This is a genomic window from Hoylesella shahii (assembly GCF_937990675.1).
GTDB classification, from domain to species: Bacteria; Bacteroidota; Bacteroidia; order Bacteroidales; family Bacteroidaceae; genus Prevotella; species Prevotella shahii.
Map to the genome: position 1 here is coordinate 1 of NZ_CALKQY010000052.1, position 22876 is coordinate 22876.

The 22876-nt window shown below is 43.8% G+C and carries 15 protein-coding genes; 10 read left to right on the forward strand and 5 right to left on the reverse strand.

The window, feature by feature from the left end; genetic code table 11:
• The first annotated feature begins 257 nt into the window (after nt 1–257).
• Nucleotides 258–1169, forward strand: coding sequence for a hypothetical protein (locus QME03_RS07640; RefSeq protein WP_281723976.1), 912 nt, complete (start codon nt 258–260; stop codon nt 1167–1169).
• A 465-nt stretch (nt 1170–1634) separates the two neighbouring features.
• Here the strand turns inward: QME03_RS07640 and QME03_RS07645 are convergent, their stop codons facing one another.
• From QME03_RS07645 to QME03_RS07665, 5 genes are all read right to left on the reverse strand, one after another.
• Entirely contained in the window at nt 1635–2501 is an 867-nt protein-coding gene (locus QME03_RS07645; RefSeq protein WP_281723977.1) for a hypothetical protein, read from the reverse strand.
• Between the two features lie 178 nt (nt 2502–2679).
• Entirely contained in the window at nt 2680–4821 is a 2142-nt protein-coding gene (locus QME03_RS07650) for a peptidylprolyl isomerase (protein ID WP_281723978.1), read from the reverse strand.
• Nucleotides 4822–4998: 177 nt separating this feature from the next.
• A complete protein-coding gene (locus QME03_RS07655; protein ID WP_281723979.1) occupies nt 4999–6273 on the reverse strand; it encodes a hemolysin family protein in 1275 nt (424 codons plus the stop codon).
• A gap of 69 nt (nt 6274–6342) precedes the next feature.
• A complete protein-coding gene (gene lptC / locus QME03_RS07660; protein WP_281723980.1) occupies nt 6343–6993 on the reverse strand; it encodes an LPS export ABC transporter periplasmic protein LptC in 651 nt (216 codons plus the stop codon).
• Between the two features lie 28 nt (nt 6994–7021).
• The gene (locus tag QME03_RS07665) at nt 7022–8317 is read right to left on the reverse strand and encodes an outer membrane protein transport protein (protein ID WP_281723981.1); all 1296 of its coding nucleotides are present in this window, start codon (nt 8315–8317) and stop codon (nt 7022–7024) included.
• A 163-nt stretch (nt 8318–8480) separates the two neighbouring features.
• On the opposite strand from QME03_RS07665, the gene QME03_RS07670 reads away from it, so the two are divergent.
• The 9 genes from QME03_RS07670 to QME03_RS07710 all read left to right on the forward strand — a co-directional run bounded on the left by QME03_RS07670 (nt 8481) and on the right by QME03_RS07710 (nt 22875).
• Nucleotides 8481–9680 (forward strand): Lnb N-terminal periplasmic domain-containing protein, encoded by a 1200-nt coding sequence (locus tag QME03_RS07670; RefSeq protein WP_410521763.1) that lies wholly within the window; start codon nt 8481–8483, stop codon nt 9678–9680.
• A complete protein-coding gene (locus QME03_RS07675) occupies nt 9677–11092 on the forward strand; it encodes an alkaline phosphatase family protein (protein ID WP_025817178.1) in 1416 nt (471 codons plus the stop codon). Before QME03_RS07670 ends, QME03_RS07675 begins: the two co-directional genes overlap by 4 nt.
• Before the next feature lie 168 nt (nt 11093–11260).
• Nucleotides 11261–14584, forward strand: coding sequence for a preprotein translocase subunit SecA (gene secA / locus QME03_RS07680; protein WP_281723983.1), 3324 nt, complete (start codon nt 11261–11263; stop codon nt 14582–14584).
• 92 nt (nt 14585–14676) lie between these two features.
• Entirely contained in the window at nt 14677–15381 is a 705-nt protein-coding gene (locus tag QME03_RS07685; protein ID WP_281723984.1) for an ABC transporter ATP-binding protein, read from the forward strand.
• A 100-nt stretch (nt 15382–15481) separates the two neighbouring features.
• Nucleotides 15482–15985, forward strand: a complete 504-nt coding sequence (locus QME03_RS07690) for a hypothetical protein (RefSeq protein ID WP_281723985.1) — start codon at nt 15482–15484, stop codon at nt 15983–15985.
• 1449 nt (nt 15986–17434) lie between these two features.
• Nucleotides 17435–20023 carry a ferrous iron transport protein B gene (gene feoB, locus QME03_RS07695; RefSeq protein WP_281723986.1) on the forward strand — a complete coding sequence of 863 codons (2589 nt, stop codon included), beginning with the start codon at nt 17435–17437 and terminating at the stop codon, nt 20021–20023.
• A gap of 309 nt (nt 20024–20332) precedes the next feature.
• Nucleotides 20333–20683 (forward strand): NADH-quinone oxidoreductase subunit A, encoded by a 351-nt coding sequence (locus QME03_RS07700; protein WP_025817208.1) that lies wholly within the window; start codon nt 20333–20335, stop codon nt 20681–20683.
• Nucleotides 20674–21297, forward strand: a complete 624-nt coding sequence (locus QME03_RS07705; protein WP_025817206.1) for an NADH-quinone oxidoreductase subunit B — start codon at nt 20674–20676, stop codon at nt 21295–21297. Before QME03_RS07700 ends, QME03_RS07705 begins: the two co-directional genes overlap by 10 nt.
• A gap of 9 nt (nt 21298–21306) precedes the next feature.
• Nucleotides 21307–22875 carry an NADH-quinone oxidoreductase subunit D gene (locus QME03_RS07710; RefSeq protein WP_281723987.1) on the forward strand — a complete coding sequence of 523 codons (1569 nt, stop codon included), beginning with the start codon at nt 21307–21309 and terminating at the stop codon, nt 22873–22875.
• Nucleotide 22876 lies beyond the last annotated feature (1 nt).

Below are 22876 nucleotides of genomic sequence, written 5' to 3' on the forward strand. Positions count from 1 at the left end.
TATCGTCGGATTCTCTTGTTTTTTTGCAACACTAAGATAAGTGAAAATTCTGACAAGGCTAAATCCTGAGCAACTTTTTGTTGTTCAGGTACTTAAAAAGTTTAATTTATAATAGTGTTGCGGAATTAAGGATAGATAATAGATAATGGTGCAAAAGTAGGCATGCCAGGAGACAAGAAGAATGGGGACAACTATACAAAGGTTGATTGGTGGAATCCTTGGTTAATGGTTTGGGATTAATTTAAAGATGTAACAAAATGAAGAAGATCTTCTCTTTACAATTGTATGTTTGGCTTTTTCTTACAATATTGTCTTCCCAATGTACAAAGGTTGATTTAGAGGAAGGAGTACGCAAAACAACTATTCTTCGGCATAATTATATTGCAATAACCACAAAAGATGATATTCCCGGAGAAGTGGAAGTGCATTATAGTATATTGGGCAATAATGGTCAAAACGAAGTCAAAACAGAGAGGCTTTCTACTCCTTGCGTGATTGGTGGAGAGAACGTCTTGGTCTCCTATGACAGTATTGTTGGTACACATTCGGGGAAAAGCGTTTTTAGCCAGCTTACCTTGAAAAGAGACTATCAAGAAAACGGAGCAGATTTTCTTTCAATCAAAAACTTGTCATCGACCGTCCTAGAATATGCCGTAATCGGTAACCAGCCTCTTGTGTTCCATAACCCTGCGGATTTAAAAGAGTACCATAATTTCACCAATTTAAATGAGATAGATAAAACCAAGGTTGTAAAAGAAAGTCCAACTCCTATTAATTCAGAAGGTATTCCTGTTTTATATTTACTAAAGCCTGAACTTTCTAAAATTAACCAGTACTATATTTTGCTAAGTATTGGAGATTGTGTGAATGGGGAGCTTACAACCGTAGAAAGTACCTATGCTAAGAATATTGGCATTAAACCTACACAGTATACTATTCGAGCAATAATGAATTTCTACAAAGAGGAATATAGCCATGGCAAAACCCTATTTGTAGACTATAACGACTATGATTTAAAATGTCAAAAGTACAAAGGTCTAGCTCGTTTAGACATAAAATTTTATGGAGAAATACAACCTGAGTCTTTTGTAAGGAACTCCGGACAGATTTGGTTTATTAATACAACTTCGGGAATGAAGGGAATTGACACCTTTAAGATATTTCAATAGGAATGATACATACTAAATTTATGTTATGTTGTCTTTTGTCAGTGCTATTATTGAGTTGCTCTGAAGATGATGACATAGTTAGGTATTCCGAGAAAAACGCTATATTCGTTTATATGGCTGCAGATAATGACTTAGATTACTTTGGTACTGCCCTAAAAAGTGCGTAAGCCCATTTTTTCTTATCTTTGGTATTATATGGTATTACACTTAAAGATGCCAACAACTTATTGCAAAGCCTTTATCACGCAAGCATGTATTATTGTGATGTAAGTAACATGGCATAAGCTGTGAAAGAACACTTACAAGGGCTGTATAAATCGATTGCATTATATCTCAGCTATCTGTAAGTTGAATATGATAAGTGCGTTTACACACTACTTGAACCCTACAAGCAAGTGTATAACGCACTTGTCGTTAATATCGTATTGCTATACCTATGCTGCATAGAGCAAGGCAAGCGACATGTTATACCTTCTTTTTCTTTGCCCCTTTCATCCAAAGATACAGCAGCAGGGCAATGAAAACAACGAGGATGGAAGACAACTCGAAGATATAATGCTGGGGTTCTGTCCAAAACTCCTTAAAAAAATTGATGCGTCCCAATATCTCAACGGGCGTCCAAAAGACGATAACTGTGGCGATGGCCATGCGGATATTGGCTCCCCAAGAGGCCAAATACAACTGGCGCTTGAACATGAAAATCGAGCCAACAAGGCAACCTAGACCAATGAGGAAGGTAACGGGATGGTGGTCGCCAAGGAAATTCTTGTCGTAACAAAACATCAAAAGCAAATAACAACCCCACAGCATCATGTTTACTTCCATAAAGGTAACAATGCTGGTATGGCGAGTCATAGGCTGTGCCACGATAACTTTGCGCTGGTCGCGGAAACAAACTTTTTGTATCCAAGTAATAAAATCACAGCCGTTGCGCGTACTGAAAATGTACATCACCATCACCATCATCCACAATCCAAAGGATGCGGGCATGATAAGATATTCGGGTTTGGTAACCACTTCGCCATTCTCTATTTCGGGTTGAACACCATAACGGCGAGCATAATAAAGGAAAAGAAACTCTACCCAGCCTGTCCAAAAGAGCAGACCGCCGAGCAAGCCCCAAATGGTTTGACGCGTGTCGCCCTTTACAAAGACGCCAACGATAACCATTACAAGACCAATAAAGCCTAGAAGAAAACCACAATAATGAAGGAGAGAGCCTTGTAGGTAGTGCTCCATAAGAATCATAAGCGCATGACCTAAAGGCATAGAGAATAGCACAACTAAGAACGAGGCGAACGTGCGCCAGGGGTACATTTCTTTTGTATTCATGTTATAAAATAAAAAAATGGCTCCGAAATTAATTCGGAGCCATAACGTTGATGGTAAATCGTTACTGTATGCATCATATACACGATGCAAACAATGTTGTTATTTCATGGCGTTAAAAGCCAATTAGATGTTGAGCAACAATCGAAGCAACTTTTAAGCGCCGTGTTGTAGCAATGATTTAGAAGAACAAGTAGCGGTTGTCTACCACTTTAGCGTTGATGTATAACTGGTTCATAAAGTTACCAGCATACTGCATAGCACGTTGGCGTAAGCGTTGTTCGATTTCTTTTGCATCGAACTTCACTGGGCGCATGCTGCGACCTGTTACTTGGAACATGTAAACACCAGCGTTGCCCTTAACAGGAGTCTTAGAGAATGCACCTTTAGCAGTAGCAGCAACCGCGCCACTAAGTGCAGGTTCGCTAGCACCAGTAGCTGTTAGGAACACAGGCGAAGCGAAAGTAACTTGGTTAACAGGCGTTACCACACCGCCCTTAGTCTTAGCTGCAGCGATGCTTGTTACACCATTTAGTTTGGCAACGATTTGTTCGGCTTTCTTATCTCTAATCACTTCGGCCTTAACCATCTCTTTTACTTGAGGGTCGTTAAGGCTACGATAGCCCACGGGGTTGATGCGATCGAGCACTACAAGCAGCAAGTGATTGTTATCGCCACACTCATAGAGAGGAGATACGTCGCCTTGCTTAGCATCGAAGAGCCATTTAAGGGCCTCGCGCGTGCTGTGAATGCCAGCCAAGTAGTGTTGCGAGGTGGTTATTTCTTTTGCTTCCTGTACACGATAGCCACTCTTTGCGGCATTTTTCTCTACGTCGGCAGCTGTTTGGTTAGCGCTAACAAAAGAGCTAAATTTGTTGTAAGCTGCACGATAGGTTTCTTTAGAGAAATCGATAGTGCGTTTTACCACAGCAGCTTGGTATTTTGTTACCATACCTTTGCGGTTAAGCACCTGTACGATGATGTTTCCTTGAGGCAATTTGATATTCTTCAGCTCGTTTACACCCATGGTGTTGAGGCTGTTGATATAGTCTTTGGTGTCTTTATCCAATGATGGAGCCATCTGGTATTGGCTAGTGGTCATCCATGTTTTCTCGCCAGTTTGACCGTATTTCTTAGCCAAAGCTTCGAAGTCGGCACCGCTGTTAAGCGCTGCATAGATAGAGTCGGCTGTTTTATTGGCAGCTTCGGGCGTTGCGCCACCCACTTGAATTTGACGATATTCAACCGAGTCGGGCAACTGAACCTTAGCAACAAGCTTAATAAGGTTCAAAGTATTGTCTTGTGCATTTTCAAAAGGACCATAAACAGAACCAACAGCCATCGAGTCGAGACGCATGGCAACATCTCCAGGATAAGCCTCTTTACCAACGGGCAAGCCTAAGTAGCTAACCAGAGATGTGCTTCTACGCACCACTTCACTGGGGTCGGCAGCTTCGGTAAGAGTCTTTGTGTACTCAGCAAACTGTTTTTTAAGAGCGTTTTTGTCTGCAGCAGAGGGTTCAACTAAGATATCAACGTACTTCACATCGCGTGATTCAACATATTGTTTGAAGCGAGGTTTCAGTTCATCGTATTTAGCTTTAAGGTCTGATTCACTCACTTGCACCTTGCTATCTTCGATGCTGGTGTAAGGGAATGCAGCCAATTGGATTTGGCTTTCTTCGTTTTCTTCCTTGAAGGCCATTTTAGCTTCAACAGGATTAGAAACAAAACAGTGAGCCAGCAGACTTTGGTATTTTTGCGCAAGCAGTTGTGTGCGCAATTGTTTTTCAACAAACGTCCAATATTTATAAATCGACTCGTATTGTTGAGCCATCTGTGGGTTTGTTGTTTTAGAGTTTTTGTATTCGGCCAAGAACTTCTTGAGCGAACTAGCATCGAAACGTCCAGTCTGTTGGTTTACGAAAGGCGTTTGCATCAGCATGGGATTTGTGCCTTGGTTCAGGATGTTTTGCATTTCCTGGTCGGTAACAGTAAGTCCCAACTCATTGGCTTCTTTCTCCACAAGTTTGTTTTGCACATAGCTATTCCAAACCATGTCCTTCACTTGGTTAAGCTGCTCGTCGTTCAGGTTTTCTTGTCCTTGTTGCATTTTGATAGCTTCAGCGTATTCGTCCACCATTCTTTGGAATTCTTGAACGCTGATTTTCTCGCCATACACTTCGCCAACCTGCTGTCGCTGGTTGTTTCGAGTGGCCTCGCAAGAGCGGAAAGCCTCTTCGGCAATAAATGCCAACAAGCCTAAACCAATGATTCCGATGAGAATCATGCCACGGCTTCTAATTTTTCCTAATACTGCCATTATTATTTTAGTTATTTAATTTATTTATTCAAGCTTTGTTTGGGTATGCCCGGTATGTTGTTTCATCGCCATCGCCATCGCTGTAAAAAACGATTAACAAGGGCTGATGCCTTTAAAATGCGCACAAAAATACGAAAAAGTTATGATATTCTTTAACGTTTCGCGTAAAAAGTGGTGTTAATGCCTTACTTTTAGCTTTACGAGTTCTATTTTGTTGGTTGCATTTTTAAGAATTCTGAATTGATAAGGGCCGATGTTCACCTCTTCATTTACTTTTGGGAAGCTTTGGTAATGCTGCAAAATTAGGCCGCCGATGGTCATATAATCATCACTTTCAGGCAGGTCTAAGTCGAACATATTATTGGCTTTGTCTATCTCTAAGCGTGCCGAGAGCACGTATTCGCCATCAGCAGTTTGCTTAGCCACATATTTTTGGCTATCATGTTCGTCTTCAATATCGCCGAATATCTCTTCAACAATATCTTCGAGCGACACAATTCCACTGGTTCCACCAAATTCATCAATCACCACCCCAAGGCTTCTTTTCTGCACAAGGAATGTTTGCATCAGTTTTTGCGCAGCCATTGTCTCAGGTACAAAAGGCATTTTGCGTATTTGTTGTTTCCATTTTTGGGGATTTCTAAACAACTCTGAAGAGTGAATGTAGCCCACAATATGGTCAATATCATCTTGATAGACAATAATTTTTGAGTTTCCGCTTTCGATAAACTTCTGTGTTAGTTCGTCGATGCTACAGTCGTTAAGGTCAACCGAATTAATTTCGGTACGTGGCACCATACAATCGCGCACCTTTGTATCTTTAAAATCCAGTGCGTTTTGAAAGATTTTCACTTCGTCGTCGATGTCATCATCGCTCTTGGCACTATCAAGACTGGCCTGAACAAGATAATCTAAATCGGTTTTTGAGAAGAGAATATTTTCGTTTTCTTTCTCTACCTTCATGCCAAAAAGTCGTAGCAACAAACGCGCAAGCAGCGTAGAGAAGCGGCTAAGGGGCCAAAGCAACAGATAACACAAATAAGCGGGAACGGCAAAGAACGCGAACAGGCGATTAGGATTGCTCTTAAAGAATGTTTTGGGTAAAAATTCACCTGTGAAAAGCACAATAAGTGTTGAGAGAATGGTATCTGCCGGCACGGTGAAACTGGCTTCCATCCCTCGAAAAATGGTGTTATCGAAAAGTTTGGCAATAAGAATTCCGTAGACAACAAGTGCAATATTGTTACCCACAAGCATTGTGCTAACAAAGTTATTAGGGTTTTTAAAGAACACCGCCTGCACCTTTTGCGAGAGGCCATTGCGCTCCTTGTTCATCTCAACGAGCATGCGATTGCTTGTTACAAAGGCTATTTCCATGCCCGAAAAAAAGGCTGAGAACACCATTGTTACAAGTATTCCGAGAACAAGGCTTATACTAATAGGGTCGTCCATAGCGAACTTAGAGTTGTCTTTTGTTATGGGCTGAAGTGCAGGACATAGCCTTAGCACCAGCGGTTAGAATCATTGTACAGACCGGCGTTGAGGTGTTGCCGATGGGCGAACGGCCTCTTTGAGAGTATCTGGGGCCGAGCTGAGCGTATCGTTTTTACCTGCGATGTCGGTTCGAGCAAACGAACCCTTTGAATTGGATACGTAATAGCGCGTCATGCGTTCGTCACTTCTAAAGTAGTTGCCCTGCAACTGGCGGTCGGGAGTGATGAGTCGTGAGAACTTATTGGAGTAGAGTTCGCGTTTGTTTTCGTCTCTAAAGAGTTCTTCACTATAAAAACGCACGCCATCTTTGGTTTTCACGCGCACCCTTCCTCGCAATTCCCACAAGCGTTTTTGGTCGTAGTAGTAAGCTGTGTCGCATTGTATATATAGCTGCACATGAAAGTTTTCATCAAACTCTTCAAGAAATACGCCCTTATCAAAGATCCATCTCGAGGGATTTTTTACTTGATTCACCTCGTAGCGTTCGGTAACAAGTCGATATTTCACCACGCCCGAATCAGAGATAAGCGTGTTGACGCCGTAGCTAATCATCGTTGCAGCAGAGTCTTTGGGGTTAACTGCGGGTGCAGTATGTTCCACAGCCTGCTCGCAAGAGGTGAAAGCCACGAAGCAACAAAGCACAAACGCTAGGCCCGAAGTTCTGAACAAGGTGTACATGCGATGGGTGTAAGGGATAGTTTTGGGGTTATTCCAACTTCCATTTGCTGAACCACAATTCGTTGAAGGTTAGTCCAACGCTAATACGGAACACGTTTTCACTGATAAAGTTCTTGGCCGAAGAGTGTGCCCACTGCGCACTTACATTAAGGAACGAACGATTATTGAACACGTTGATAATGGGCACACCGAAGCCCACGCTAGCACTTATCTCAGTTGGTCCATCGTTTCCGTTCACCTTTATATAAGGAGTGGCGTAAGAAACACCTGCTCTATAATGAATGCGATTGAAGAATTTGCGACTAAATGCTGATGGGCAATACTCTCCTCCGAGTGTAATTTTATGCCTGTCACTAAACTGATTGTCACGAAGTGCAAAGGTTGAAGCGCCCGAAACGGTTTCGAATGTGGGAAACTGCACATTTGCCCACTGCTGCAATGTATAATCAGCACCCAGCTTTAGCTTATCGTTGTGACTCCACATAACACCTACTCCAAAGGTATTAGGCAGACTTAAATCGAAACCACCCCCATAAGACGTGGTGTCCGACACGCTAGTTTGCGAGTTGGTTAATATCTTTTTCAACTCTGGATGGCCACCAATCTTATGTGCAGGACTGAAGGTTACACCCAGGGTAATATTCTCTTTAGCCGACAATTTGGCAGTATATTGTGCACCAAAATCCAGCTTAAAGGTGCGTATATCTGCCGTAAACTGTTGTGTTAGCGTATTAACACTGGCATCACTGTAGCTATTAACAAACTTACGGTCGATGTCTCCCCACATATAAGACACGTTAGCACCAACTGCTAAACCCTTAATCGGTTCCCATCCCGCACCTAAGTAAGCTTGTCTAAGTGATCCTGTACCGCTATAAGTATTGGTAAGCGTGGTATTTCCCGACGTACTAGTGAGCGTATTTGTCGACGAATAGTCGTAACCCACATTCGTAAAAGGTATCAAACCAAAGCTAAAACCTAGACGTTTACCAACCTTAAAGCCTGCCACCACATATTCTATATTGGCGTTTTTGGCGTTACGTCTCACACCATTTTCAGCGAAATTGGTGAGATGCAACGACAAACCAGCATCGAATAGAAACGTAAGCGAGTCTAGACGCGAATAAGATGCTGGGTTAAGATAGTTCACTTGATTGCCTTCATGGAAGCCTAAACCCAGCCCGTTCATGCCTCGATTAAAACCACTTGACTGCTCGGACAATGTTCCTAACCCAAACTGACTGTAGGGAGAATTAGTTCCACTCTGTGCAAAAGCCGCTAAACATGCGGTAGATGCTAAGACAATGCCAATTACTTTCTTCATTCTGAATTATATATTTATTGTGGAGCGCAAAGCCCCTTTTGTCCTTTTAAAATGCGGCGAAAAACACATCGACTTGATATGGCACACCAAATTAGGGGCAAAATTATCGAAAAAAAACGATATAATCGCATCAAATGTTCAAAAATAAGGTTATTTTTGCATCGTGAAACCAATAATATTACTTTTAAGACCGCTTTTAGTGGCTGTTGCAATCTTTGTTTTTCAACTTGCAACACTGGCTCAGAGTTCATTAAACTTAAAAGATATGGACAATGTTCGCATATCTTTGCTCACCTGCCAGCCACATGATGAGGTATATAGCATATATGGACACACCGCTATTAGATACCAAGATGCGGCGCGCGGAACCGACTTGGCCATCAACTATGGCATGTTCTCGTTTAACAAGCCCTATTTTATATTGCGCTTTGTGTTTGGACTTACCGACTACGAGATGGGCATTGAACCATTCGATGCTTTCTGTGCGCAATATGCATCGTATGGAAGTGGCGTGTACGAGCAGGAGCTTAACCTAACTCCCGAAGAGAAATTAGCCATCGTTAAGGCCATTGACACCAACTACGAGCCGCAAAATCGCGTTTACCGATACAATTACTTCTATGATAATTGCACCACACGAGCACGAGAAATGATTGTGAACCATCTGCAAGCTCGCGTGAACTATACCCCAGAAAAAAATATAGGCACATCGTATAGGCAGATTGTACACCAATGCGCAAGCCAAACGCCGTGGATTAGGTTTGGAAACGATATGCTTTTGGGGGTACAAGCCGATTTGATTATCAACCGATCGCAACGCCAATTTTTACCAGCCAACCTGATGAGAGATTTTGAGGGGGCTAGGCTAAGCAACGGAACAAACATCAAACGAAAACTGGTTTTATCGTCGGGATGGGTGGTTAAACCTGGGGTTCAAACCACAAGTTCTGCCTTTCCTTTGTCGCCCACAGCATTGATGCTGGTTCTTGCAGCCATCATTCTTAGTACAACGGCCATCGAAGCAAAACTAAACACTCGCTTCGCATGGTTTGATGCCTTGTGGCTTTTGCTCTGTGGACTGGTGGGTTTGCTGCTTTTTGTGATGATCTTTTCACAACATCCCACCGTAAGAATTAACTTCCAAATATTGTTTTTCTGCCCTTACACCTTATTATATATATATAAGGCACTGAAAAAAGACAAAGAAAAGCAATTTTTCAAGGGCATAAAAATATGGTGCATACTAATCGTTCTTTTCTTTATTGGGGGCTTTTTCCAACACTATGCCGAAGGAATCGTATTTTTGGCACTATCTTTGCTCATTAGATACTTATATTTATTGTATAGACATCATAGGGCATGAACAAGTACATAACCCTCTTTGCGTTGGCCGCACTTGCCAACATTGAATGCGAGGCACAGCCTAACACGGCCGTCCCCCGACTTGTTGTGGGCATCACTATCGACCAACTGAACAGCAACGACATGGAACACTTTGCCGCACTTTACGGCAATGGCGGTTTTAAAAAGTTGCTTAACGAAGGTGTGGTGTACGAAAATGCCCAATACGACTTTGCTCCTGTAAACCTTGCGTCGGCATCTACAGCCATCGCCACAGGCGCTTCGCCCACCGACAACGGCATAACTGCTGAACGATGGATTAGTCGCGAAACACTTCGCCCTGTGGGTTGCACCTTCGACAAGAAATTGATGGTATCGCCAAACAATGTAATGGCTTCGACCATTGGCGACGAAATGAAAATGGCTAGTAATGGAAACGCACTCGTTTTCTCGGTGGCTGCAAACCAAGATGCTGCCGTTTTGCACGGCGGACACGCTGCCGATGGGGTGTTTTGGATGGACGAATCCTCCCGAACTTGGAAAACTTCGGCCTTCTATCCTCGCAATGCGCAAACCTGGCTCGATGCTTATCTGCGCATACCTAAACAAGGAACAGCCAAGAAAAACGACAACCAAACCACCTGTCAGCTAGCTTTAGATTGCATTAACGACCACGCTATGGGGCGTGATGCCTATGCCGACCTGCTTTTTGTTACGCTTTCGGCTGGAAATGTCGCTACCGAAACAAACGCCATGCTAGCAAGAGAGGCTGCTTATAGAGAATTAGACCGCACATTAGCCGACCTGATACTAAACATCGAACAAAAGGTGGGCAAGGACAATGTGCTCTTTGTGCTAACATCCACAGGTCGTTCGCAAAGCAACATTGAAGATTACGCCAAATATAACATACCCACTGGCACGTTCTATATCAACCGAACGGCCAACCTTCTTAACATGTATCTCAATGCCATCTATGGTATTAACCGACTAGTGGATGGCGTTTTGAACAACGAAATCTACATTAACAAAACCATACTCGAGCAAAAACGCATTAATATTAGCGAAGTGTTGCGCCACGCACGCGAGTTTTTAGTGCAGATTGCAGGAGTTAAAGAGGTGTACACAGCCGACCAATTGCTGCTCGACAATAGCGTTTCCACCAAAACACGCAACGCTTTTAACCATGCCGTTAGCGGAGATATTATCGTAAAAATTACTCCAGGATGGAGAATTTATAACGAAGAGACAAAGGAAGAACAGTTGCCCAGCCTGGCCAACATGCCCTTCCCCATCATTATTTACGGAGCTGGCGTAAAACCAAAAGCCATTTCTACGCCTGTTTCCACCAATAGCATTGCGCCCACTATTGCGCGTTTTATTCGCATTAGAGCGCCGAATGCCTGTGTTGTGCCGGCTCTTCCGCTCAAATAAATCAACGATGTAGGCCAATTGTTGCTCAACATCGCATCATATAAAACAATTTATTTGTAATTTTGCAAACATTAAGGCGCAATGCCAAAAGCAGATGTGGTACAGCTCTTCGTTAGCTATCGCCTGAAATGCAAACATTTATCACACAACACAGATAATACAACGAAAATGAATTTTAATAAAATCCTCCAAGCGCTCTTCGGCAATAAGTCGTCGCGCGACATGAAACTCATCCAACCGCTTGTCGAAAAAGTGAAGGCCACTTACGATGAATTGAAGGCTCTTAGCAACGACCAGCTACGCGCCAAAACGAAAGAGATACAGGCGCAAGTGCAAAATTCGGCTAAAGAACAAAAAGAAAAGATTGCCGAACTGAAAGCGCAGATTGAAGAAACGCCCATCGACGAGCGCGAGTCGCTGTTCAATCAGATTGACAAGTTGGAGAAAGAGGCTCTCGAAGTGTACGAAGTGGCCCTCAACGAGGTGATGCCCGTGGCGTTCGGCATTATGCACGACACCGCCAGACGTTTTACCGAGAACGAAGAAATTGTGGTTACGGCTACCGATTTCGACCGCGATTTGGCCGCCACCAAAGACTTCGTGCGCATCGAAGGCGACAAAGCGATATACGCTAACCACTGGGTTGCTGGCGGAAACGAAACCAAGTGGGAAATGATTCACTACGACGTGCAAATCTTTGGCGGTATTGCTCTGCACCAAGGAAAGATTGCAGAGATGGCTACTGGTGAGGGTAAGACACTCGTGGCTACGCTTCCCGTATTCCTAAACGCGCTCACTGGCAATGGCGTACACGTGGTTACGGTGAACGACTACTTGGCTAAGCGAGACTCGGAGTGGATGGGCCCGCTCTACGAATTCCATGGATTGTCGGTGGATTGTATCGATAAACATCGCCCCAACTCGCCCGAACGTCGCAAAGCCTACCTAGCCGACATTACTTTTGGTACTAACAACGAATTTGGTTTCGACTATCTGCGCGACAATATGTCGAACTCGCCCGAAGACTTGGTGCAAAGGGCACATAATTACGCCATCGTCGACGAGGTCGACTCAGTGCTTATAGACGATGCCCGTACGCCGCTTATCATCGCAGGTCCTATCCCCAAGGGCGACGACCAGATGTTTGAAGAATATCAACCGCTGGTTGAACGCCTCGTAGATGTTCAGCGCAAGCTAGCTACGCAATACTTGGCAGAGGCTAAACAACTTATTTCTGAAGGACAGGAACAAAACGACCAAAAGAAAATGGATGAGGGTTTCCTCTCACTTTACCGCTCCTTCAAGTCGTTGCCTAAGAACAAACCGCTCATCAAATATCTCTCTGAAGAAGGTATCAAGGCAGGAATGCTTAAGACCGAAGAGATTTACATGGAGAACAACAACCGCAAAATGCCCGAAGCTGTGGCTCCTTTGTACTTTGTTGTTGATGAAAAACAAAACTCGTGCGACCTTACCGACAAGGGTACAGAATGGTTGGCCAAGCAGGTTAACGACGCCGAGCTCTTCGTTTTGCCCGACATCGCTAGCCAACTTTCGGATCTAGAAGCCAATAAAACTCTTAGCGATGAAGAAAAGGTTAATGTTAAAGACGAAATGTTGAGCTACTACGCCATCCAAAGCGAACGTGTGCACACCCTGCAACAGCTGCTTAAGGCCTACACCATGTTTAATAAGGATGACGAATATGTGGTTATTGATGGCGAAGTGAAGATTGTCGACGAACAAACGGGACGTATCATGGAGGGTCGCCGTTGGAGCGACGGACTACATCAGGCTGTAGAGGCTAAAGAACACGTGAAAGTGGAAGCCGCTACACAAACCTTTGCCACTATTACCCTGCAAAACTATTTCCGTATGTACCACAAACTCTCGGGTATGACGGGTACTGCCTCTACCGAAGCTGGAGAATTTTGGGACATCTACAAATTGGATGTGGTGGAAATTCCTACCAACCGACCCATCGCTCGCCATGATATGGACGACCGTGTGTACAAAACGGCTAGAGAGAAATACGCTGCCGTAATTGACGAAATCGACGAATTGCGCAAACAAGGACGACCTGTACTCGTTGGTACAACATCGGTTGAAATATCCGAGTTGCTTAGCAAGATGCTCAACATGCGCAAGATAGACCACGAAGTGCTTAATGCCAAGCAACACCAAAAGGAGGCTTCCATCGTGGCAAAGGCCGGACAGTCTACCAACGGACTGGGTGCTGTGACCATTGCCACCAACATGGCAGGTCGTGGTACCGATATTAAACTGTCGCCCGAAGTAAAAGCTGCTGGTGGTTTGGCCATCATCGGTACCGAAAGGCACGAAAGCCGTCGCGTAGACAGACAGTTGCGCGGACGTGCCGGCCGTCAAGGCGACCCCGGCTCTTCTGTATTCTACGTTTCGCTCGAAGACAAACTAATGCGTCTTTTCGCATCCGAGCGTATCGCAAGCATCATGGATAAACTCGGATTTAAAGAGGGCGAACGTATCGAAAGCCCTATGATCTCGAAGAGTATCGAGCGCGCACAGAAGAAAGTTGAAGAAAACAACTTCGGTGTTCGTAAGCACTTGCTTGAATACGATGACGTGATGAACAAACAACGTACGGTGATTTACGAGAAACGACGCCACGCCTTGCTGGGCGAACGCATCGGCATGGACATCACCAACGTTATCTGGGACCGCGTGATAAGCATCATCCAAAACAACGATTACGAAGGTTGCAAGGAAGCTTTCATCAAAATTTTCGCCATGGAGTGCCCCTTCACCGAAGAAGAATTCAACAGCACACCTCACGAAGAATTGCAAGAGAAGACTTTCCAAACGGCGATGAAAACCTTTAAACGCAAGACCGACAACCTGCAAAAGATGACCTACCCCACCATTAAGGATGTCTACGAACTGGAAGGCGAAAGATACGAACGCATAGTTGTGCCCATAACCGACGGCAAACGCATCGTACAGATTGTGTGCGACCTGAAAGAGGCTTACGAAACGGAAGCTAAATCGGTTATCAAGCAGTTTGAAAAGAACATCATGTTGCACATCATCGACGACTGTTGGAAGGAAAACTTGCGACAGCTTGACGAACTACGCCACAGCGTGCAAAATGCTTCGTACGAACAAAAAGACCCGCTATTGGTATTTAAACTCGAAAGTGTGAAACTGTTCGACAACATGGTTAACGAAATGAACGACCGCATAACAAGCATGCTGATGCGTGCACAACTGCACGTTGAACATCAAGTTCAAGAGGCCGCCCCCGAACTTCCACAACAACAACAGTACACGGAAACAAAAGTCGACCTCGACGAACAGGCTCAAAGAGCAGCTAGAGAGCACGACACACGCGAAAATCAAACGCAACAAAGACGCACGCCTGTGATGAAAGATCAAATGCCAAGAAGAAACGATCCTTGTCCTTGCGGTAGCGGAAAGAAATTTAAAGACTGCCACGGCAGAGGCATCGTATAACCCAATAAAGGGCTACACGTCTCTTGCCTACATATTCTCCTCCTCGCATAAATAGTTGCGGGGAGGAGAAATAATTTAATCAAATACTCAAGATGGAAGTTAACATCAATAACCTTATCAAATCTTACGGGGCTAAAACGGCTGTTTCCATCCCCGAACTGTCATTGTCTCACAACGAAGTTGTAGGACTGGTGGGTAATAACGGCTCAGGTAAAACAACACTCTTTAGATTGCTTACCGATTTGGTAAAGGCTGATGAGGGTGAGGTGAGCCTAGAAGGAGTGAACCCAGCACTAAACGAAGAATGGAAAAAACACACAGGTGTGTACATCGATGAGGGTTTCTTGATAGACTATCTCACACCCGAAGAATATTTCAACTTTATTGCTAGCATCTCTAATATCGACAACGACACCGTTCAACAAACACTTCAACAGTTTGAAAACTTCATGGGTGGTGAAATTCTTGGCCAAAAAAAGTTGATACGCGACCTCTCGGCGGGCAACAAACAAAAGGTGGGCATCATTGCTGCAATGCTTTCTCAACCACGTTTTATTATTCTCGACGAGCCTTTTAACTTTCTCGACCCAAGCAGTCAGAATGCATTAAAGGCTATACTCACTAAGTTTGGAAAACGCGAAGGCACCACAATTATCGTTTCTAGCCACAACTTGCAACACACCATCGATATTTCTAGTCGCATTATCTTACTGGAAAAGGGGTGCATTATCCACGATTTCAAAACGGTAGACTCCGCTTCAATTAGCCAACTAGAAAATTATTTCGCTGCCCAATAGTCACTATAAAATGGTCTTAACCATACTTTGTTTATCTGTATGCGTCTTCATGTAATAGTCGTGCCAATTTAAAAGAAGATACATCAACAACATTGCGGATATGCAACTAAGAAAAGAGATTGAACCCGACTTCGAAACGGTAGAGAGACACTACCCCATTGTCCTTAGAGCTATAATGCGCTATACTGAGTATTGCGATGAAAACGGGGACGAAGACTTGGTGGAATATAACAAATTGGCCAACTTTCTTCATCAGCTTACGGGGAAAGACATGGCGCAATTTAATCTTTGGGAATGGTGGGAAGAAGAAGGTGCCGAGGTTTTGGCCTTCAAAATTGTGCTACCCGAACCTCAACGCGTACACAATATCACTATGGACGAAGTGCATGAGATTGTAAAAAGACTTAAAACCGACATCTACACCTCCCCCGAAGACGGTTCGTTGAAAGAGCTTTTTAAATATCATCTAGACCATTATTATAAGTTGTTCTTGGAAAGGAACTTTAATTCGTACACCCCTAAACTCTTTCAAAGGAACATAAACGATAAAGGTGAATACTTTGAATATACTGTAGCCGAAATTGTTCAAATACTTTGGAGATAGTAACTGCATGCTGCAAGGCTAAAACTGCCCACTTCGGCCACTCCGCAGAATATGTTCTATCCAAAATAAGCCTTCTCAAATACTGAGCATCACTAAGTCTCGTCAACCTAGCATTGCAACTTTAAAAGGTGTATTAGTGGGGCAATCTAAAATTAATGGACACTAATCCAAACTTTTCCAGTTAAACAATGCTTGGTAACCAACTATTAGCAACAGTTTAATAGTGTTTGTTAACCAAGTATGCATTGTAAAATATTTGCACTAAAATTTAACATTATGAGTGCCATCGCTGCAAAAATCCCGAGCCTAGGACGATTTTTTGCGCGTAATTCAAAAGTTATAACAGTCTGATACATTATAAGTTATAACATTATTAGGCAAAAACACCCATTTTACTCACAACTAAAAGGATATTTATACACTTTTTACGCCGGCCAACCACTCCTCTACCATTATTTATTTGTTGTTCGTATTTCATCGAAAAATCACGTTTATTAACCACTCTATTTGCTGTTTAGACCATAAAACATCGTCAAGAGCGTGTATTTTGCATCAAATTGACCTGCGTTTTGCAGCAAATAGCGTTGCGTTTTGGTGCTAAACGCAGTGTGTTTTGGTGCTAAACGCGATGTGTTTTGATGCATATTACCGCCAGTTTTGCTGCATACATTCAGCCAACCAGCAAGAAATATTCATACTATTTCATGATTTTGAGGGTGAAAAGTGCGCGATAATTTTTGGGAAAGAGAAAGACAAAGTCATAAGAGATTGCAAAAAACGGCTCAAAATTCACATCAGAACGAAGTACAAGATTCTTATTTTCCATACTATTTATGGCCATTTTTACTCCTTTTTCGTCTAGAAGGAGGAGTTAAGACAAGTGCATTTTGTAAATTATAATTACTTATTTAACAAATCAGAATAATGCACTCAGATGCCACAAAAAGAGATATTTGGCATTTGTTTAGAGAACCCCCAGCGCGCTAACACACTGTTTAGCAGAAACTAGTTCATATAATTTTGCTAAATGATATGTGTTGAATCGCTATTATATTATTGGAGTTCTCGTGCCGTTTTGGCCCAAATTGGAATAATAGCACTCTCCCCTTCCATCCTCCACGCCAATTCTTATTTACAAGAATTTAGAAAATAACACTCAAAAGCATAGACAAAACATAAAAGAAAATGCGATTGGGAAGATTGCATTCCAGGCAAAAACACCCTTATATGCCGCACCAGAACGGCATCAATCTCAATATTTAACACAAAGAAAAGCAACATATAACCCTTAAACAATCATCAATAATAGGTAAAACAAAAGGCTAACTCACAGCACCACAATACCCATTTATAGGTATTTTAAAAAAGGATAACACCCCAATTACGAACCTTCAAATAGAAAAGTTATAACTTTGTGTAAATGTAAACACATAACAAAGATAAAACTAAATGAGATTATCGGAACTAAAGACGGGAGAAAAGGCCGTTGTGGTGAAAGTTTTGGGCCACGGCGGTTTTAGAAAACGTATTGTTGAAATGGGCTTTATTAAGGGCAAAACCGTGGAGGTATTGCTCAACGCTCCTCTGCAAGACCCCGTGAAATACAAAATTTTGGGTTACGAAATATCGTTACGTCGCGACGAAGCGCAAATGATTGAGGTGGTGTCTGAAGAGGAGGCAAAAAGCATTGATAATCACAATACCGATGCTCAAGAGCTGGATTACACCCCATCGCTTAATACTGAAGCTGAATATATGCCCGCCAAAACGGGTGATGAAGCGACAAACAGCGAAGAAAAGATGCAGAAGGTGGCACGACAAAAACGTCGTATCATTAACGTGGCGTTAGTGGGTAACCCCAATTGCGGTAAGACTTCGTTGTTTAATTTTGCATCGGGCGCACACGAAAAAGTGGGAAACTACTCGGGTGTTACTGTTGATGCCAAAGAAGGTGTTGCGCATTTCGAAGGTTATGAATTTCACTTGGTAGATCTACCTGGCACCTATTCGCTGTCGGCTTATAGTCCCGAAGAGCTGTATGTGCGCAAACAAATCATCGAAAAAACACCCGACGTGGTGATAAACGTGCTCGATGCCAGCAATCTAGAACGTAATCTCTACCTCACCACACAGTTGGTTGACATGAATTTGCGCATGGTGTGTGCCTTAAATATGTACGACGAGTTTGAGAAACGTGGAGACAGCGTGGACCTGGAGGCACTGGGAAAACAGTTTGGCGTGCCCATGATACCCACTGTTTTTAAAACGGGACGAGGAGTGCAATTGCTTTTTCACATCATCATCAACATGTACGAGGGTGTTGACTTCCTGGATAAGGATGGTAACATCAACCCCGAAGTGGCTGCCGAACTACAAAAATGGCACGAAAACTATCAGGGAGATGTGTCCGAAGAGCATCAAGAAGACTTTGCCACTGCCGATGCGCGACCACATAACAAGGTGTCGAGGCACATACACATCAACCATGGGCCACGGCTCGAACTATGTATCAACCGACTGAAATTGCTAATTGAGCAGAACCCAGAGGTGAGACACAAGTTTCATACCCGATACTTGGCCATCAAACTTCTTGAGAACGATGCCGACACCGAACGCGAAGTGGCGCAATTAAGCAATATCAAAACGATATTAGAAACGCGCGAAAACGAAGTTCAAAGCATACAAAAGCAATTAAATCAAGATTGCGAAACGGCTATTATGGATGCCAAATATGCCTTTATACATGGCGTTTTGGCCAAAGCCAACTACAAAGAGGGCAAAGAAAACGACACCTATAAACTTACACATAAACTGGATGCCATCATCACCCATAAGTTTTGGGGCTTCCCCATCTTCTTTTTCTTGCTTTATGTGATGTTTCAAGTGACGTTTACCGTGGGCCAATATCCAATGGATTGGATAGATCAAAGCGTTAATTGGTTAGGAGAATGGGTAAACAGCAACTTTGCCGATGGCGCTGTTAAAGACCTCCTGGTTGAAGGAATTATTGCTGGTGTGGGCGCAGTTGTGGTGTTTTTGCCACAAATTCTTATCCTTTACTTTTTCATCTCGTTCATGGAAGACAGTGGCTACATGGCTCGCGCAGCCTTTATCATGGACAAACTGATGCATAAGATGGGCTTACATGGCAAGTCGTTTATTCCTCTCATCATGGGTTTTGGGTGCAACGTGCCTGCAGTGATGGCCACACGCACCATTGAAAGCCGACGCAGCCGCCTGATTACAATGCTTATCTTGCCCATGATGAGCTGTTCGGCTCGTCTACCCATATACATCATGATAACGGGAACATTCTTTGCGCTGAAATATCGCTCGGCCATTATGATTTCGCTTTATGTAGTGGGCATACTCATGGCCGTGATAATGAGCAAAATTTTCAGTAAATTTTTGGTCAAAGGCGAAGACACACCCTTCGTAATGGAACTTCCTCCCTATCGCTTTCCAACGAAAAAAGCCATCGCACGCCATACCTGGGAGAAGGGAAAACAATATTTACAAAAAATGGGTGGCATCATCTTGGTGGCCAGTATCATTGTTTGGGCCTTGGGCTATTTCCCCCATAACGAAGCACTAAACAAACAACAGCAGCAAGAGCATAGCATTATAGGACGCGTAGGAAAAACCATCGAGCCATTGTTTAGGGTTCAAGGGTTCGACTGGAAACTGGATGTGAGTTTGCTGGCAGGCGTGGGCGCTAAAGAGATTGTGGCCTCTACCATGGGCGTGCTCTATGCCGATGACAACAGTTTTGGTGACGATGACAGTTTCAGTGACGACACCGAAAAATACACACGCCTGAGAAAACAAATGATAACCGACGGCATTTCGCCCATTTCGGCCTATGCATACCTCATTTTTGTGCTACTCTACTTTCCCTGTATTGCCACAGTTGCCGCCATTCGCAACGAAAGTGGTTCGTGGCGTTGGGCCTTGTTCGCAGCAGCATATACCACACTGCTAGCTTGGGTGGCAAGCGCCTTAGTTTATCAAGTGGGCAGTTTAATAGTGGGAAGCTAACCAGCATGCCATCCCAGAGATTATTCAAACAAAATGTCAACCAACAATAGAAACGCCATCGGCCACCACACAAACAAGTAGCCGATAGCGTTTCTTCATGTAAAAAAGCAAAACCAAACCTTGAACCCATCAAGAAGAAATGCAAAAAGACACACAAAACCTGCTAATAAACATTGATAACACCCAAAATACCCACACTTTGCAATATGGAGATAGCATTTTTTGAAGAAAACATGTAATCATTTTCATATTTATTATTACCTTTGCACCATATTTGGCTGAATACAAACAATTATATAATAACGTTATATGTCTTTTATTTTATTTATTACCGTTCTGATAACGGCTGTCCTTTTGGTAGTGGCTGCATACGCTATAGCCAAGGCATTAGGGCCTAGGTCGTACAATGCGGTTAAGGGTGAACCCTTCGAAAGTGGTATCCCGACGCGCGGTTCCTCGTGGATTCCCGTGCATATCGGTTACTATCTTTTCGCCATCCTTTTCCTGATGTTCGACGTAGAAACTGTGTTCTTGTACCCATGGGCAGTAGTTGTCAAGCAGTTTGGAGCCATGGCTCTGGCTAGCATTGGGTTCTTTTTAGTGGTACTTGTATTTGGCCTGGCCTATGCCTGGCGGAAAGGAGCATTGGAATGGAAGTAAAACAACCCCATATCAAGAGTATTCCTTACGCGGAATTTAAAGACAACGACACGCTCGAACAAATAATGAAAGAGCTGAACGAAGGCGGTGTAAACGTTGTTGTTGGCTCGTTAGACCAAGCCATCAACTGGGGACGCAGCAATTCGTTGTGGTCGCTAACCTTTGCAACAAGCTGTTGCGGCATCGAGTTCATGTCGGTGGGCTGTGCTCGCTACGACTTCGCTCGCTTTGGATTTGAAGTAACACGTAACTCACCACGTCAAGCCGACCTCATCATGTGCGCTGGCACCATCACCAACAAGATGGCGCCCGTTATGAGACGCCTTTACGATGAAATGGCCGACCCAAAATACGTTATCGCCGTTGGCGGATGCGCCATCAGCGGAGGCCCATTTAAGTCGAGCTACCACGTTGTACGCGGTATAGAGGAGATTGTTCCCGTAGACGTTTTCATTCCTGGATGCCCTCCCAGACCAGAAGCTATCCTCTACGGAATGATGCAGCTGCAACGCAAAGTGAAGGTGGAAAAATTCTTTGGTGGTGCTAACCGCAAAGAAAAGAAACCCATTGTTATCACAGATGTACCAAAGGATTTCGATAAAGACAAGGAATGAGACGCTATTATGAAACTAAATAACATTGTACTAAACGCGAACGATTTTGCCAACGAGATGGCAAAATTAAGAAATGAAAAACATTTCGACTTCCTCGTTACCATCGTTGGTGAAGACTTTGGGGAAGAAGGGTTCGGGTGTATCTATATTTTGGAGAACACTCAAACCTATGAACGCATCTCGGTTAAAGTCGTTGCTGCCGACCGCAACAACCCATTCCTGTCATCGGTAACCCATCTTTGGAAGGCTGCCGACTTGATGGAACGAGAAGTTTACGATTTCTTCGGCATTAAGTTCGTGGGCCATCCCGACATGAGAAGGCTATACCTGCGTAGCGATTTCAAAGGATACCCTCTGAGAAAAGACTACGACATGGATCCCGAGAAGAACAAACCTAACATGTTTGACGACCCAGAACCAGACTACACCTTGCAATATAGCCTTGACAAGGATGGTAACCTGGTGGAAAATCGACATAAATTGTTTGGAGAAGACGACTATGTGGTGAACATCGGACCACAGCACCCTGCCACACATGGTGTGTTGCGCCTACAAACAATACTAGATGGTGAGGTAATCAGAAAGATTTACCCACACCTGGGATACATTCACCGCGGTGTTGAGAAAATTTCGGAAAGTTATACTTATCCACAAACGCTGGCTTTTACCGACCGCTTGGACTATCTTAGTGCAACAATGAACCGCCATGCACTGGTGGGCGTGATTGAAGAGGCCATGGAAGTGGAACTAACCGACCGCATTAAGTATATCCGTACCATCATGGACGAGTTGCAACGCCTTAACTCGCACCTGCTGTTCTATAGCTGTTGTGCGCAAGACGTTGGCGCATTGACAGCCTTTATTTATGGAATGCGCGACCGCGAACAGGTTATCAATGTGATGGAAGAGACCACTGGTGGACGACTTATCCAAAACTATTATCGCATTGGTGGTTGCCAAGCCGACATCGACCCCAACTTTGTGCAAAACGTGAAGAAACTTTGCGCCTACATGAAGCCGATGTTCAAAGAATATCAAGATGTATTCACAGGCAACGTTATCATGGAAAACCGCTTCAAAAACGTGGGAGTACTATCGCGCGAAGACGCAATCAGCTATGGATGTACAGGCGGCACAGGCCGTGCAACAGGCTGGAAAAACGATGTTCGTAAACACCACAGCTACGGTGTGTACGACAAGATCGACTTTAAAGAGATTACCTACGAGAACGGTGACAGCTACGACCGCTACATGGTGCGCATGAAGGAAATGGAACAGAGCGTTCATATCATGGAAACGCTTATCGACAACATACCCGAAGGCGACTTCTATATCAAGCAGAAGCCCATTATCAAAGTGCCCGAAGGCCAATGGTACTTCTCTTGCGAAGGCTCGCGCGGAGAGATTGGCGTGTTCCTAGACAGCAAAGGCGACAAGAGTCCCTATCGTTTGAAGTTCCGCCCCATGGGTCTTCCTTTGGTTTCGGCCTTGGATACCATGCTTAAAGGCGAGAAGATAGCCGACCTTATCGCTGTCGGCGCATCATTAGATTATGTTATACCCGATATTGACAGATAAT